Consider the following 14,430-nt stretch of genomic DNA (forward strand, 5'->3'; position numbering starts at 1 on the left):
CGTCACGGATGGTCGCCCCCTCCTCATGGGGCCAGCCGACCAGGGTCGTCCCGATCCCCGAGCCGCACCTGGTCTCAGGCGTTGGGCTTGCGGCCGTGGTTGGCCTTGTTCTTCTTGCGGTCGCGGCGCTTACGGGCGCGCTTGCTCATGTCGTGCTCCTCGTCAGGTGGCCTCGGCGACGCCGGGGTGGTGTCGCCGGATCGTCGCCAGGGCGGCGGACATCGGTTCAGTCTCCCACATCCACCGGGAGGGCCTGGAAACATGTCCGTGCCGTCATCCCCACTGTGACGGGCTGTCGCGGCTTATGCTGCTAGAAGAATGAATCGCTGAGCGCCTGCAGCGATGTCATTGTTTTCAGGTCGGACGTTCAGAAGTGCCCGATCAGTGTGGCGTGGCGTTGAGTAGTTCTCACGCTCTGATTAATACGGACGTCCGAGATGAAGTAACCTCTCGGAAGCTCTTGACCAATCTTTAGTATAATTTGGCCATGAACATGCTTTGAATGTCGACGAAAGCTTCAAAAGCTGTCAAGATTATGTCATGCGGCCGAAGCGTCACTCACAAAGTGACCATCGTCGCACCGCGGAGCTGGCGGCCCCGTCATGCTCCCGGGAACGAGGACGACACGGACGGTTCTCGCTCCTGAAGAAGACACCTCCCCTCGTACCGTCTCGTCAGCCCCGAGACACAAAGGAGTCTGAGATGACCACAAAGCAGTCTGTAGGCCGCCGTACCTGGTGGTGGGCGCCCGTCGCGTCTTGATGACATCGCGCCAGAGCCCCGGCGAGGTCATTGATGAATGATTCAGCCTCTGCTGGGAGGTCCCCACGTTCGTCGTGGGGACCTTTTGCTTATGTCGTCGCACTCGCGGTGATATGGATCTCCCTTATCGTCATCATTGGGGATCGTGGCGCTGTGCGCGCCGATCATCTCGCTGGCTTAGGGGTGCTCTTTGGTCTGGCGGTGGTCAGCGTCATGGCCCGCGACACCACAGGACAAGGCTCGGCGAGTTCCTTCACCACCGTGATCCTGCTGGCCTGCCTCGCTCTCTATGGACCGACGTCAGCTGGGGTATTAGGGCTACTGATCGCGCTAATTGACCGCACCTACGGGTGGTCCATCGTGCCCATGTTCAACGGCTTAATGATGGGGGTCATGGCGCTGTGCGGGGGGATCGTCTTCGAGGCGCTCAACGGAGGACATCTGGGCACTCCAGGTGGCGGCGCTAGCCGGGACGTGACCTTCCTGTTTGTGGGAATCGGAGCGCCACTCCTGGCAGCTGATCTGGTGATGTGCCTGCTCAACGTCCTCATCCTCAGTGGCATGGTTGGCATTGATGGGGGACATCCTCGGACAGTGATCTGGGGTGCTGTCCGCGAACTCGTGCCCCTCTACCTGGGGTACGGCATCATCGGTTTCCTCTTCGTGGTTCTCTGGGAACCTGCCGGAGTCGGTCCGGTCAGTGTCCTGCTGATCGCAGCGCCGCTGACCATCGCCCGGTTCGTCTATGTCCAGTACGGCGACGAAGTCCGAGCGCGAGGACGGATCTTGTCGATCTTCCTCGCCGCCGCTGATTCCCCAGACGGCAAGGTCTCGGTCCATGCTCGTCGGGTCGATGAGCTCTGCCAGATGATGGCTGGCGTCCTGGGATTGACCGAACCACAGCGTCGCTCTTTGAGCTACGCGGCCACCCTGCATGATCTGGGCATGAAAGGGGTGCTGCGGGAGACCGATGCTTCCCGAGGCGGTCGGGCTCCCTACACCAATATGGCTGCGCTACTGACTCACCCAGAGCTGGCTTCCCGGGTGGTCAGTGGAGTGGACTTCCTGGACGACGCGGCACAGATCATTCGGTGGCACCACGAACGTGTCGACGGCCGCGGCTACCCCGATGGGCTAGTCGGTGATCTGATCCCGCTGCCCGCCAGAATCCTTGCGGTCGCGGACGCTTTTGACGCGTTGACCACGACTCGTGGTGATCGGGAGGCTCTGGGAGTGGACGCTGCGCTCGCGGAGCTGAGATTGGCTGCTGGGGGCCAGCTGGATCCGGTGGTATTGGACGCACTAGCGCAGGCATTACGAACCCGGTCCTGGTCGGCGCATGAGGATCGTGTGGTTGAAGCGACCTGGCTGTGGGATCACCACGCCCTGCCGGCGATGTCTGACGTCATCGCCGACGAAGTGATGGTCTCTCGTGATGTCCGTGCTGAGGAGAGCAGCTCAGAGAGCGCCGCCCCGGGAGGAGAGAGGACAGTGGGTACGCCGATTCCGCCGTCGTCGTTCGAAAGGGCAGCGGGACAACCCGCGCAGGTATGGCTACGTCAAGGGCCCACGGAGCCACGGCCATGACTGCTCGTCGTACCTGGGGGGCAGTGTTCTTGCTGGTGGCCTCGTGCACCGTACTGAACGTGTTCATGCCGGGAGACACGCTGCGAGGTGTGCACACCGGGGAACTGCCTACCTTGCTGGTGTTCTTGGTGGTGATCGCGATCGGCGAGCAGTTCCGTCTGGAGATCCCGGGTCGGCTGCAAACCTCGGCGGTGGCGGCGGCTGCGGAGATTGCGTTGGCGGTGACAATGCGACTCCCGGATCGCCTCGTGACCTATTCCAGTTCCGAAGTGGTGGTCACCGCGCTCGGCGGGCAGCTCTGCGGGCTGCTGATCCTTGCCCTACGCCGTAGGGTCAATCTGTCCGATCCGGATATCGCGTTGGACAACGCGATTCGCCTCTTTTCGGTGGCCCTGTCTGCCGCTATCGCCAGGGAACTCCCGCTGTTCCGTGGGGAGACTTTGGAGACGGCAAGCCGGACGTGGCCAGGGTGGGCCTTGGCGTTGTCGCTGGTGGTCATTGGGGTCGTCACCGGTCTGATCGAAGTGCCCTTGCGGTCCGGGCCGAAACCTCACCTGGACGGGATCTGGCGAGGGATTCCGGTCGATGAGATCCGAGCCACCTTCTCCGCAGGGATTGCCCTTGCCGGGACGGGAGCACTGGTGGCGATGACGGTGTCGGTGCTGGGGCTGGTGGCCGTGCCCATGGTGTTGGCCTTACTGGGACTCACTGATTTTGCGGCGCGGCGGTTCGTGCACGTCCGGGAGACCTATGACCAGTCCTTGCGGGCGCTCTCCGGCATGCCTGAGGTCGTCGGTTATGTCCTGTCCGGCCATGCGCAGCGGGTCAGTGAACTTTCCCGATTGATCGCCAGGGAGATGCGACTGTCCGAGCGAGACGTGGAAGCGGTGGTGTCAGCTGCCTTGATCCACGACCTGGGACAGCTCGCTCTTCGTCGGCCGCTGCCCTCCGGAGCGACCGTGCAGGCCGCGCCAAGCGATCAGCAGCGCATTGCTGATTCGGGCGCCGAACTCATTCGAAGGGGCGGACCGTTGGCTCGACTGGCGGACCTGCTCTACGGACAAGCGGTGCCATATCACCGGGTGATCTCTGGAGGTGCGGAGGTGCCAACTGGTGCCCGGATCATCAAGGTGGCCAATGCGTTCGATGACTATGGCGGCAGGCTGGGCGAAGAATTTCCGGAGGAACGTCGGTCAGGGATGGAACGGATCTACCTTGGTTTGGGCTATGAATACGACCCGCGGGTGGTGGACGCCTTGACCCGGGTGTTGGACCGGCTGCATCCGGTGGTCGGGGGATATCGCTGAGTAGTCGAGGACCCCGCTGCTTTGTCGGCAGGGCACCTGGTTGGGAGACAGCAGGATCGGCGCAATATCGGTCTGTCCGGTCGGTGCGGCCCAGCCGGGCCGTGCGTCCAGGATGCGCTCGCTGCCTCTAAGATCGCCTGGGGTGGAGCCGCACCAGGCTGTCACTTCCACCTGGTCCGGGGGACCCGGACCTGCCCAGCAGGCCGTAGGAGTGCGGCCGTCGTCGACCACCACCTCCGCACGGGCGGAGAGACCGAGGGACACCATCGTGAAGATCACCGTCGTCGGGCTTGGCAAGATCGGCCTGCCGTTGGCCGTGCAGTTCGCCTCCAAGGGTCATCAGGTCTGGGGAGCGGATGTCAATCACCAGCTCGTCGAGACGGTCAACTCGGGTATTGAACCGTTCCCGGGAGAGGCGCACCTGGCTGAGCTGCTTGCTGAGGTGGTCTCGGCGGGACGGTTGCAGGCGACAACCGGTACGGCGGAGGCAGTGGCGGCGAGTGACGCGGTGGTCGTGGTGGTGCCCTTGTTCGTTGACGCCGAGGGAGTCCCGGATTTCCGGGCGATGGAGTCCGCGACCCGAGAGATAGCCCGCGGTCTGCGACCTGGCACCTTGGTGGCTTACGAGACCACACTGCCGGTGGGGACGACCCGGGAGCGCTGGAAGCCGTTGCTTGAGGAGATCTCCGGCTTGGTCGAGGGGAGCGACTTCCACCTGGTCTTCTCCCCGGAGCGGGTGTTGACGGGACGGGTCTTTGCTGACCTGCGCAAATATCCAAAGCTGATCGGTGGGTTGTCTCCAGCGGGGGCGCAACGGGCCCAGGAGTTTTACGAAGCAGTCCTGGACTTCGATGAGCGTCCTGACCTGGTCCGTCCCAATGGGGTGTGGGACCTAGGCAGTGCGGAGGCTGCTGAGATGGCCAAGCTCGCCGAGACGACGTACCGCGATGTCAACATCGGCTTGGCCAATCAGTTCGGTCGGTTCGCGGCGAGCCGGGGCATTGACATTTACCAGGTCATCGAAGCGAGTAATTCGCAGCCGTACAGCCACATCCACCGTCCAGGAATCGCCGTTGGTGGTCACTGCATTCCGATCTATCCGCGGCTGTACCTGCACACCGACCCTGACGCGACGGTGGTGCGCGCGGCGCGGGCGGCCAACGTGGAGATGCCGGCATATACCGTCGGGCTGGCTGAGGCGGCGTACGGCGATCTCAGTGGGGCCAAGGTGCTGGTGCTGGGGGCGAGTTACCGCGGTGGGGTTAAGGAGACGGCTTTCTCCGGGGTTTTCCCCACGGTTGAGGCATTGCGGGCCAGGGGCGCCCATGTGTGCGTCGATGACCCGATGTTTTCGGCGCAGGAGCTGTCAGATCTGGGCTTCGAGCCCTATGACGCAGGTACGCCGGTGGACGTGGCCATCTTGCAGGCTGACCACGCGTCGTATCGGGAATTCGGGCCAGCTGACCTGCCCGGTGTGAAGGTCGTTGTCGATGGCCGTCGGGCGTTGGACCCATCCCGCTTCCAGGAGGTGACCTTCCTGGTCGTCGGGAAGGGCTGAGGTAGTTCGCCTCGCACGAATCCGAGAGAGCCCCGGCTGGGCGTTGTCCGGCCGGGGCTCCCGCATCCCCGCGATGAGGTGGGCTGTGCCGTTGGCGTTCTGCGCTGGGGTGTCGGCTTCGATAGAGTCGGTGGTGGCGCCGCGCGCCGCGCGCCGCCCGCTCGGCCGTCGTAGGTGACGTCACCGGGCCGTGGGTTCGGAGGATCACGCTCTTCGGCAACCGAACTCATTTCGCCGTACGCCGAAAGGGGCACTAGCAGCCATGAGCGACTTCATTCCGCCCGCCAAGCCGTTGATCGGCGATGAGGAAGTCGAGGCGGTCACTCGTGTGCTGCGCAGCGGCATGCTTGCGCAAGGTCCGGAGGTGAAGGCTTTCGAGGAGGAGTTCTCAGCCCACTTCGGGTTGGGGCGGCAGTGCGTCGCGGTGAACTCCGGCACCTCTGGCCTGCATGTGGGGCTGCTGGCCTCTGGCGTCGGCCCGGGCACCGAGGTGATTGTTCCTTCCTTCACTTTCGCTGCGACAGCAAACTCGGTTGCTCTGACCGGGGCCACCCCTGTCTTCGTCGATATCGAACCTGACAGCTTCTGCCTGGATCCCCAGGCCGTCGCCGCTGCCATCACCGAACGTACCGTCGGGGTGATGCCGGTCCACCTCTACGGTCATCCCGCTGACATGCCAGCCTTCCAACAGCTTTGCCAGGATCGAGGCATCGCTCTCTTCGAGGACGCTGCCCAAGCTCACGGTGCGTCGTTGAACGGGACCCCTGCCGGGGCTTTCGGCACATTCGGGATGTTCTCCCTCTACCCCACGAAGAACATGACATCCGGCGAGGGCGGCATGGTGTCCTGCGCGGACGACGAGGTCGCGCGACTGGTTCGCCTCTACCGCAACCAGGGGATGGAGATGCAGTATCACAACGAGGTCGTCGGGCTGAATAACCGGATGAGCGACCTTCACGCTGCGATTGGCCGGGTCCAGTTGACCAAGGTCGACGCGTGGACCAAGCAACGTCAGGACAACGCTGCCTTCCTCTCAGCCCACCTGGAAGGCGTCACCCCGCCGCCGGTGGCTGCAGGTGCCGTCCACGTCTATCACCAGTACACCGTCCGAGTTGCCGATGACCGCGATGGTCTGGCTAAGGCGCTGCGCGAGGAGTACAACATCGGCTCGGGCATGTTCTACCCGGTGCCGAATCATCGATTGAAGCCGTTCCAGGTCGACGTTGATCTGCCCCAGACGGAGCGAGCTGCTCGGGAGTGCTTGTCACTGCCGGTGCACCCGAGCCTGACCCCCGCGGACCTGGAGCGCATCGTCACCGCGGTCAACACCCTCGTCAAGGCAGGTGCGTGATGGCAAAGCTGCGCGCTGGCCTCATCGGCCTCGGGATGATGGGACGTCACCATGCTCGGGTGCTCTCCGGGCTTGACGGTGTCGATCTGGTGGCTGTGGCCGATGCCAATGGTGACCCGCACGGGGTCGCCAATGGCCGCCCGTTGGTCTCGACGGTCGAAGAATTGATCGCTCAGGGGATCGACTACTGCATGGTCGCGGTCCCTACCGCCCTGCACGAGCAGATCGGGACGACCCTCGCTGCCGCTGGTGTGCACGCGATGGTAGAAAAACCCCTGGCTCAGGACTCTGCCTCGGCGCAGCGGCTGTCCGACGCGTTTGAGCATGCCGGTCTAATCGGAGCGGTCGGGCACATCGAGCGGTTTAACCCCGCCCTGCAGCAGGCGCGTAAGCGACTCGCCGAGGGGGAACTGGGGCAGGTATATCAGGTGGTCACACGACGACAGAGTCCATTCCCGGCCCGCATCGCTGATGTCGGCGTGGTGATGGACCTGGCGACACACGATATTGACCTCACCGCCTGGGTCACCCAGCAGCCGTTTACTCGGGTAGCCGCGCACACCGCGTATAAGAGCGGGCGTCAACACGAGGATCTGGTTGCTGTGACCGGGCAGCTTGCCGATGGCACCGTCACGAGCCACCTGGTCAACTGGCTGACTCCGTTCAAGGAGCGGGTCACTGTCATCACGGGGGAGCGTGGCGCCTTCGTCGTTGACACCCTCACCGCCGATCTGACTTTCCACGCCAACGGTTCAGTTGAGACACCCTGGGAAGGGGTCGCTCAGTTCCGCGGGGTCACTGAGGGCGACAGCATCAGGTTTGGCTTCGCCAAAAAAGAGCCACTGTTGTTGGAGCACGAAGCCTTCCGCGATGCCGTGCTAGGGCACAGCACCGACATCGTGACGATGTCACAGGGCTTGGCTACAGTCCGGGTCGCACAGGCTGTCTTGGAGTCCGCCCGGACCGGGACCACTATCGAGCTCTGACCTGCAGTCCGGGTGGGCCTGCCAGCGTGGCAGGCCCACCCGCTCAGGTGCAGGAAAGGGACGTCGCCGCAGCATGACGTCTGGGGTCTGGGCGCGGGATGAGCGATCAGAGCACCAACCGGAATCGCTGGGCATCGATGAGTGACACTGCTCTGGGTCCCCACACGCCAGTGCCGAGCACCGGGTAGGTCACGATCCGACCATCATGGCCGACGGAGACCACATCGTCTCTGCCGTCTCGGTTGAAGTCCCCGGGGCTGGAGACCTGGCGGAAGCGCCAACCGGTGCCGATCATCCGGCCATATCCCCACAATGAGCCGTTGGCACGGGTGGTGTAGACCCGCATTTCTCCGGTGTCGATGATCGCGGTGACATCCCAGCGGCCGTCGCCGTCGGTGTCACCGGTGCTGAAAATCGAGGAGAACCCTTGAAAACCGGTACCGACCACGGTGCCACCAGTCAGGGTCCCGCCGACTCCAGTCATCCAGTAGCGACGAATCGTCCCGCGAACGTCTCGGGCGAGATAGTCGACGAGCCCGTCCCCGTTGACATCACCCATCGGAACGATGGCGTTCATGGCATTCCAGTGCACACCGATCCGACGGCCTGGAGCTAGACCACCAGTCCCGTCTCCGTCGTGCACCAGCAGGTCACCAGCGGCAGAACGAGACAGCATGTCAGCATGGCCGTCACCGTTGAGATCTCCGGGAGAGCCGATCCAGCTCACCCCGTGCCAATCGGTGGCTATTGTCTTCGGCGTGGAGACCGTGAGTGCCCCGGTGCCTGGCCAGATGAGCAGGGCGCCCGCGTGGTCGACGGTGACGAGGTCGGCGATGCCATCACCGGTGAAATCGCCGCGGACCGTCGTAGCCGGTGGCGCGTGATCGGTGCAGGTGTAGATCTCAACGTCATCGAGGTCCACCTGGGAAGAGGTGGCCGTCTCGACGGGGTAATTGCTGAAGCGGATATCTACCTGCATAGAGTCCTCGTCGGTGAGCGCGTCAGAGACATCCACGGTGAGGGTGCTCCAGGTCGAGCTCGGCGACACCCAGCCGGAAGCCGCATTGACGGTCACATACGCAGCGTCTTCAGGGTAGGTGCCCCGGATGGCATATCGCAGCATCGTGCGGTCAGTGGTGGCGCGCAGCATGGGCAGGGCCAGCGGCCAGTAAGGCAGCGGGTTGGGCTGGCTAGCGGGTTCCTTCGAGTCAATGCGTGACCGGAGGAAAGTGCTTCCGCCGTACGCATCCCCGGTGATCGCGGACCAGCCTTGAGTAGCGTCCGCACCGGGAACCACCCGGTCTTCGAAGCCGTTCCGGTAGATGGTCGCGGCACGATGCAAGCCAGTCGGGCATTCCTGCCCGGTGGGGAGCTGCCGCAGCGTCCCTTCAGAGATGTCAGCTGAAGGGGCAAAGCTGGGTTGCGAACGGGTGGAAGCACGGGTGAGCGATGCGTCAAGGCCTAACGGTGCCGGTACGGCGGCCCACCCTGTGGATGGTGTGCTCAGGAACGCCACTGTCAGGAGAGCACCAAGACAACAGTGTCGGGCAGAGCGGTGGGGACGCATGGCATCCCATCGGTCAGCTCTGAATGATGATGAGGAAAATCTTTCTGCGACAAGATAATCCATGTAGGGCAGGGTGAGCGCGGTCAGGAGATGTCAGGCGCGTTGCGCCGACGGGACGTCATCTGACGTCCGCCACCTCAGGGATGAGATCTCAGGCAGAGGAGTTTGCATCATCCGTTCAGGACACCGAAACTTGTTCTCTCCCCATGACCCTCGTCGTTCATGTACCGTCCCGCAGGTCGCTCGACGACAACGTGCCGTGACCCCACGACCCGAGGAGGACCAGACATGATCTCTTTTCCCCGCCGACGTGCCGCACGTCTGTCTGTATCGACTGTGGCGATGGCGGCATGTCTGGGAACCGGGATCGGTGAAGCGCTGGCACCCTCCTTCGCCCATGCGGTAGATGTCGTCCCCCGGGGGACCTCTGATCGAGTTCAGATCACCGGTCATGGCCACGGTCATGGCCGGGGGATGAGTCAATGGGGTGCCTATGGCGCTGCCTCTGTTTCCGGATTGAACTACCGGCAGATTCTCGATTTTTATTACCCCGGCACCAGCCGACGTGACCTGCCAGATGACACCATCCGGGTTTCGCTGGACGATGCCGTCGGGGATACGACGGTCGCTCCGGCGTCGGGGCTACAGCTGGTCACCGCTGCCGGCAAGACAGCACTTCCCACCGGCGCCTCGTATCAGCGCTGGCGGGTCCGCGGCGGCGCCGCCATACGTCTGGAACATCAAGACCAGAAAGGAGCGTGGCGCCCCTACGTTCCTGTCGGTCTGGTGCTTCGCCATGACGTAGCTTTCCGCAGCGCCAATGGCGTGGTCGCTGTCATGCTCCCTGGCGGAGCCTGGAAGGAAGTCCGGGGCGATCTGCATGCGACCCTGGTTGAGGGGAAAGTCCGCACCGTGCTCCACACGCCGATGGAGACCTATCTGCGCGGAGTGGTGCCCAGCGAAATGCCCGCGTCCTGGCACCATCAGGCCCTGGCCGCTCAGGCAGTAGCAGCCCGCACATATGCCGCCGCGTACCGACAGCGTCAGCGTGAAGCCGGAGCCTGGTATGACATCTGTGGCAGCTCGACCTGCCAGGTTTACGCCGGGGTGGCCGAGCGCACTGGGGGTACCCGCACCACGAGGGAAGATTCCCGCTCTGACGCTGCGATTACCCAGACGGCTGGCGTGGTCCTACGGGCCGGCAGCGGCACGAATGCGCCGCTGGTGAATGCTGAGTTCTCTGCGTCCAACGGAGGGTGGACCGCTGCGGGCCCGCTGCCATACCAGGTCGCCAAGCAGGACCCCTACGACGGGATGCTCAAAAGCTCTCCCAACACATGGGTTTCCACGGTTTCCATGGCACGGCTCGATGGCGTGAAGGGCATCGGGACGTTTCGCCGTGTGGTCATCTTGACGAGGGAAGGGCGCGGTGACCTCGGCGGCCCCATCCTCACCGCCAGGCTGGAAGGATCTGCGCGTTCCGTGGAAGTCACCGGTGAGGAGCTGCGGGTGCTGTGGGGGCTGCGCTCCGCGTGGTTCACCGTCACCGGAGCAGGGACGGCGAGCGTGCGCGATTGGAATGGCGACGGCAAAGCTGACGTCCTGGCGCGTGACGAACAGGGACGGTTGTCGTTGTTTCCTGGCAACGGCAGTGGCATCGGCGAAGGCACCCAGGTTGGGCACGGGTGGGCTGAGATGAAAGACATGATCGCTGTCGGCGATTGGGATGGCGATGACCGTCCAGACATGATCGCCCGCACCCCCGAAGGGCGGCTCGTGCGGTATTCCGGTGATGGCAAGGGCGGATTCGGTCCGGCACGTCAGATCGGTCAGGGGTGGAACGGGTATCGCGGGTTCATCTCCCCGGGAGATTGGGATGGTGATGGTCGACCTGATCTCATCGCCATTGACATCGCCACCGAACGGTTGGTTCTCATCCCTGGGTTGGGGGACACCCTCGGAGCGCCGGTCCCTCTGGGCGAGCGATGGGCGTCAGTGACGCAGCTCGTTGCGCCTGGTGATTTCGATGGGGACGGCCGTCCGGACATCATCGGGATCACCACCGGCGGTGAGATGTTCTTGCGATCCGGTAATGGCAAGGGTGGTTTGTCCGCGCCCCGTCGGATTGGTCACGGTTGGAAGAACATGCGAGCAGTCTGGTCGATCGGCGACGCTGATGATGATGGCCGAGCCGACGTGATGGCGTTGGACCGTTCTGGGACCTTACGGCGGTATTCCGGCAACGGGCAGGGCGGCTTCCCGAAAACCACCATTGTGGGCCAGGGATGGAAGGGGCGCTCACCGGTTTCCTGAGATCCTCGGTCCAAGAACGGGATCGGCGGGGTCAAGGGCTCTCAAGAGATGGCAGACACTGTCGATGGGGACGGTGGGGGAAACCATGTCGCGTTCCTGGAAAGGACAACGATGGCGACCCGTCCGCATCGACATCCCTTGCTGGTGGCACTGACCGGTGGGGTCGCGCTCGCGATGACCTCTGTCACGCCAGCAGGGCAGGCAACGGCCTATGGACCAGGAGCGGCAGCTCCGGTATTCACCGCCACCCCAGCTGTCACGAGTAGTAAAGCCGCTCGACTCGCTGCGGATCGCCGCTATCCGCCGGCCGTGACGCCACCGCCTCCGACGCCCCCGGTGACATTGCCGTTGGCGGTGGATCGGGTTGCAGGCTACACCCCGCAGATCAGCTGTGACCCCACCGACAAACCGGGCACTCTTGCCTACGCTGATCTGTTGAAGTCCTGGTATCCCTCAGGTCGATATGGATTATCCCGAGCCTGTACAGAGCCTGGCACCAGTGAGCACAAAGACGGCCGCGCCGTGGACTTCATGATGAATGCTGCTGATCCAGCCCAACGACGCATCGCTGACGCGATCGTCGGCTGGATCACCGCCGACGGCGGGATGGTGGCCCGTCGGTTAGGTGTGATGTATCTGATCTGGAACCACCGGATTTGGGGGAGCTACGACATCGGGGCGGGATGGCAGCCGTACACGGGTCCCGTGCCTCACACCGATCACATTCACACCTCACTGACCTGGGATGGTGCGATGAAACGGACATCATGGTGGACCGGGGTGGCGTTGACGACCTGGGACGAGGGGCCCTGCCGAGCGGATATCGGCGAGTTAGCGCCCATCCACACCACCCGAAATATTGAGGACTGTCCACGATCGGAGCCGCCCCCGAGCACCACTCATCCGAGTCTGGTGCTGGGGGCCAGCGGAGCCGAGGTCACGATGGCCCAGCGGCTCTTGGGGGTCTCCATCTCGGGCCGGGTGGATTACGCGACCTGGATGGCGGTGCGGCGCTGGCAGTCAGCCCACCGGATCGCCGTCACCGGGGTGATCGATCAGCGCACCTGGTCGTTGCTGGATCCTGGCTCGGTGCGCCGGTGAATGGGATCACTGGGCAGGGTCCACACCTTCGGCGTGCCTGATCATCGCGATCCGGGAAGCAGGCAAAGGCGACCCGGTCGCGGTGAGGACCACTGATCCTCCGCCCGCCCAGATCCCCAGTGGCGCACGCAGCAACGCGGTGGCAGACACCTCGGTGTCTGCGTCAAGGTGGACTCGTACCCCGGCAGCGGGAGCGGCGGGCACCAGATCCTCCCCCGTCCAGCTCGTCCCGTCATCGCAGGTCAGAGCGATCCGGTGAGATTCGGTGGGAGTGGGAACGATGAGGAGGTCGCCGTACGTCGACAGATCCGCGGCCTCGTCGAGGACATCGATGGGCATGGCACCCGGATAGCGCCGAGCTAATGCGGCCGGGGTGACGAGGATGCGCAAAGGAGCGGTTGAGCGTTCGGCCACCTCGGCGCGGTGGGTGATGAGCACATCGGTGGCTGGAAGTGCGTCGATCTCAGCTTCGGTCAGGACGAGTGTGGCGCCGATGGTCCAGGTCGCCAGCGACCAGTAGACGCCCCGCCAGTGCCCACGGGGCAGGTCAAGCAACACGGTGTCACCTGTGGTGACGTCACCTTCCTCAAGGAGCAAGTTGGCTGCTTTGGTGACCCAGTTGTCAAGGACCCGGGCGGAGAGCTCAATACGTTCGTCGGCGGGGCCGTACCAGGTCAAACGGGGACGGGTGGGGTTGTCGGCGAGAAGGGCGCGCAGGATGTCTCGGGGCGTGGTCACGGCGGTCACGCTACTGCCTCTCGGTGCCTAGCTGAGAACAGCGGGCGGTGAGCTGCGTTCCGGGGTCCTCCCAGGGATGCTCAGTAGCCTTCTGGGTGTCCCACCGAGGCGGGTGTGCCAGACGTCGACACTGAGGTCGATGTGGCGAATGTTACGCAAGTGAACTATCTGCTCGGCTCGAGCGTTGGGACTGAGCCAGCCCGCACAGCGCGCCAACGGCGGCGTGCCCGAGAGAGATCTGAGAAGAAGAATTCGATCGTTCGTCTTGAACGAAAGACCTAATACTCTATCGCAACTCGGCTTGACGTGGAGCATCTGACACGCGTGTAATTTCAGTGTTGTCGATTTTGTGATCACCCTCGTCGGTCGGGGTCGTTTTATCGTGCTCGACATTGATAGTCGAGGCTGCGTTGGTGGGCCGGTGATGGTTACGTCGTAGTGGAGGAGGGGCCATGCAGGAGTTACGCCTGGTGTTCGGTCTGGACACCGACCAGGAAGAAGGAGAGCTGTCCTGGCAGGACCGGGCTCTCTGTGCGCAGACCGATCCGGAGGCATTTTTCCCGGAGAAGGGTGGATCCACCCGCGAGGCTAAAAGGGTCTGCGTCGGTTGCGAAGTACGTGCTGAATGTCTCGAATATGCGCTCGCGAATGACGAACGTTTTGGGATATGGGGCGGCCTGTCCGAACGGGAGCGTCGCCGGGTAAAAAAGCACGCAGTATAAAAGTCGGTCGTCCGAATGATTGCAGGATTTATATCACGATGGCGACGGGATCAGGGTTCTTCGTACCCCGGGTCTAGGTCGGTCGGGGCGATACCGAGTGCTTCCGCAAGCTGCTCGACCACGAGGTCGTTGACCACTGCGGCCAGGTCCCGGGGGTCCTCGACCCTAGTTTCGATCGGCCGACGGTAGAGCACCACCCGAGTGGACAAGCCCGCCTCGGCGGGAAAGACCCTGGACAACGGCACCTGCTGCGGTTCCCACGGTGCCGGGTCCGATGGCGGGACGAGTTCTACGGCCAGTTCGATGTCGCCGAGACCTCGAGGTAGTCGGCGCTCGATACGTTCGACTGCGTCGAGGACCAGGTCGTCAAAGGCATCCGAGCGAGATCGCATCGCTGGGACCGGAGGCCAGGCCAACGGCCCGCGGTGACCACGCCCG

Annotated in this window: 12 protein-coding genes; 8 read left to right on the forward strand and 4 right to left on the reverse strand. The window is 63.7% G+C overall.

The annotated features are described in order from the left end of the window. Nucleotides 1-74: 74 nt before the first annotated feature. Nucleotides 75-149 carry a 50S ribosomal protein bL37 gene (locus KEM60_RS17040; protein WP_370626381.1) on the reverse strand — a complete coding sequence of 25 codons (75 nt, stop codon included), beginning with the start codon at nucleotides 147-149 and terminating at the stop codon, nucleotides 75-77. A 646-nt stretch (nucleotides 150-795) separates the two neighbouring features. Between KEM60_RS17040 and KEM60_RS14515 the strand changes: the two genes are divergently transcribed. The 5 genes from KEM60_RS14515 (at nucleotide 796) to KEM60_RS14535 (ending at nucleotide 7,551) form a co-directional block, all read left to right on the forward strand. After that, the gene (locus KEM60_RS14515; protein ID WP_219108493.1) at nucleotides 796-2,349 is read left to right on the forward strand and encodes an HD-GYP domain-containing protein; all 1,554 of its coding nucleotides are present in this window, start codon (nucleotides 796-798) and stop codon (nucleotides 2,347-2,349) included. After that, nucleotides 2,346-3,656 (forward strand): HD-GYP domain-containing protein, encoded by a 1,311-nt coding sequence (locus KEM60_RS14520; protein ID WP_219108495.1) that lies wholly within the window; start codon nucleotides 2,346-2,348, stop codon nucleotides 3,654-3,656. Before KEM60_RS14515 ends, KEM60_RS14520 begins: the two co-directional genes overlap by 4 nt. A 268-nt stretch (nucleotides 3,657-3,924) precedes the next feature. Then, a complete protein-coding gene (locus KEM60_RS14525) occupies nucleotides 3,925-5,214 on the forward strand; it encodes a nucleotide sugar dehydrogenase (RefSeq protein WP_219108497.1) in 1,290 nt (429 codons plus the stop codon). A 262-nt stretch (nucleotides 5,215-5,476) separates the two neighbouring features. Beyond that, nucleotides 5,477-6,565: a DegT/DnrJ/EryC1/StrS aminotransferase family protein gene (locus KEM60_RS14530; RefSeq protein WP_219108499.1), complete on the forward strand. Its 1,089-nt coding sequence runs from the start codon at nucleotides 5,477-5,479 to the stop codon at nucleotides 6,563-6,565. After that, nucleotides 6,565-7,551, forward strand: a complete 987-nt coding sequence (locus tag KEM60_RS14535; protein ID WP_219108501.1) for a Gfo/Idh/MocA family protein — start codon at nucleotides 6,565-6,567, stop codon at nucleotides 7,549-7,551. The genes KEM60_RS14530 and KEM60_RS14535 overlap by 1 nt, the downstream gene beginning before the upstream one ends. A gap of 106 nt (nucleotides 7,552-7,657) precedes the next feature. Here the strand turns inward: KEM60_RS14535 and KEM60_RS14540 are convergent, their stop codons facing one another. After that, nucleotides 7,658-9,118 (reverse strand): VCBS repeat-containing protein, encoded by a 1,461-nt coding sequence (locus KEM60_RS14540; protein WP_219108503.1) that lies wholly within the window; start codon nucleotides 9,116-9,118, stop codon nucleotides 7,658-7,660. A gap of 288 nt (nucleotides 9,119-9,406) precedes the next feature. Here KEM60_RS14540 and KEM60_RS14545 point away from each other — a divergent pair, with 288 nt between their 5' ends. Further along, nucleotides 9,407-11,431 carry a SpoIID/LytB domain-containing protein gene (locus KEM60_RS14545; RefSeq protein ID WP_219108506.1) on the forward strand — a complete coding sequence of 675 codons (2,025 nt, stop codon included), beginning with the start codon at nucleotides 9,407-9,409 and terminating at the stop codon, nucleotides 11,429-11,431. Nucleotides 11,432-11,542: 111 nt separating this feature from the next. Continuing rightward, a complete protein-coding gene (locus KEM60_RS14550; protein WP_219108510.1) occupies nucleotides 11,543-12,532 on the forward strand; it encodes a peptidoglycan-binding protein in 990 nt (329 codons plus the stop codon). A gap of 6 nt (nucleotides 12,533-12,538) precedes the next feature. Here the strand turns inward: KEM60_RS14550 and KEM60_RS14555 are convergent, their stop codons facing one another. Then, complete coding sequence (locus KEM60_RS14555) at nucleotides 12,539-13,270, reverse strand: TIGR03089 family protein (RefSeq protein WP_219108513.1); 732 nt, start codon at nucleotides 13,268-13,270, stop codon at nucleotides 12,539-12,541. Between the two features lie 452 nt (nucleotides 13,271-13,722). Here KEM60_RS14555 and KEM60_RS14560 point away from each other — a divergent pair, with 452 nt between their 5' ends. Continuing rightward, nucleotides 13,723-13,992 carry a WhiB family transcriptional regulator gene (locus KEM60_RS14560; RefSeq protein ID WP_219108515.1) on the forward strand — a complete coding sequence of 90 codons (270 nt, stop codon included), beginning with the start codon at nucleotides 13,723-13,725 and terminating at the stop codon, nucleotides 13,990-13,992. Nucleotides 13,993-14,042: 50 nt separating this feature from the next. Here KEM60_RS14560 and KEM60_RS14565 read toward each other — a convergent pair whose 3' ends face one another. Next, nucleotides 14,043-14,384, reverse strand: coding sequence for a metallopeptidase family protein (locus KEM60_RS14565; protein WP_219108517.1), 342 nt, complete (start codon nucleotides 14,382-14,384; stop codon nucleotides 14,043-14,045). Between the last annotated feature and the right edge of the window lie 46 nt (nucleotides 14,385-14,430).

The organism is Austwickia sp. TVS 96-490-7B, from assembly GCF_019331795.1.
In the GTDB taxonomy this organism is placed as follows: Bacteria; Actinomycetota; Actinomycetes; order Actinomycetales; family Dermatophilaceae; genus Austwickia.

Bases quoted from the DNA above. Each gene is read 5' to 3' on its own strand.
- KEM60_RS14515 (WP_219108493.1), top strand. From the start codon at position 796: ATGAATGATTCAGCCTCTGCTGGGAGGTCCCCACGTTCGTCGTGGGGA.
- KEM60_RS14520 (WP_219108495.1), top strand. From the start codon at position 2,346: ATGACTGCTCGTCGTACCTGGGGGGCAGTGTTCTTGCTGGTGGCCTCG.
- KEM60_RS14530 (WP_219108499.1), top strand. From the start codon at position 5,477: ATGAGCGACTTCATTCCGCCCGCCAAGCCGTTGATCGGCGATGAGGAA.
- KEM60_RS14535 (WP_219108501.1), top strand. From the start codon at position 6,565: ATGGCAAAGCTGCGCGCTGGCCTCATCGGCCTCGGGATGATGGGACGT.
- KEM60_RS14540 (WP_219108503.1), bottom strand. From the start codon at position 9,118: ATGCGTCCCCACCGCTCTGCCCGACACTGTTGTCTTGGTGCTCTCCTG.
- KEM60_RS14545 (WP_219108506.1), top strand. From the start codon at position 9,407: ATGATCTCTTTTCCCCGCCGACGTGCCGCACGTCTGTCTGTATCGACT.
- KEM60_RS14550 (WP_219108510.1), top strand. From the start codon at position 11,543: ATGGCGACCCGTCCGCATCGACATCCCTTGCTGGTGGCACTGACCGGT.
- KEM60_RS14560 (WP_219108515.1), top strand. From the start codon at position 13,723: ATGCAGGAGTTACGCCTGGTGTTCGGTCTGGACACCGACCAGGAAGAA.
- KEM60_RS14565 (WP_219108517.1), bottom strand. From the start codon at position 14,384: ATGCGATCTCGCTCGGATGCCTTTGACGACCTGGTCCTCGACGCAGTC.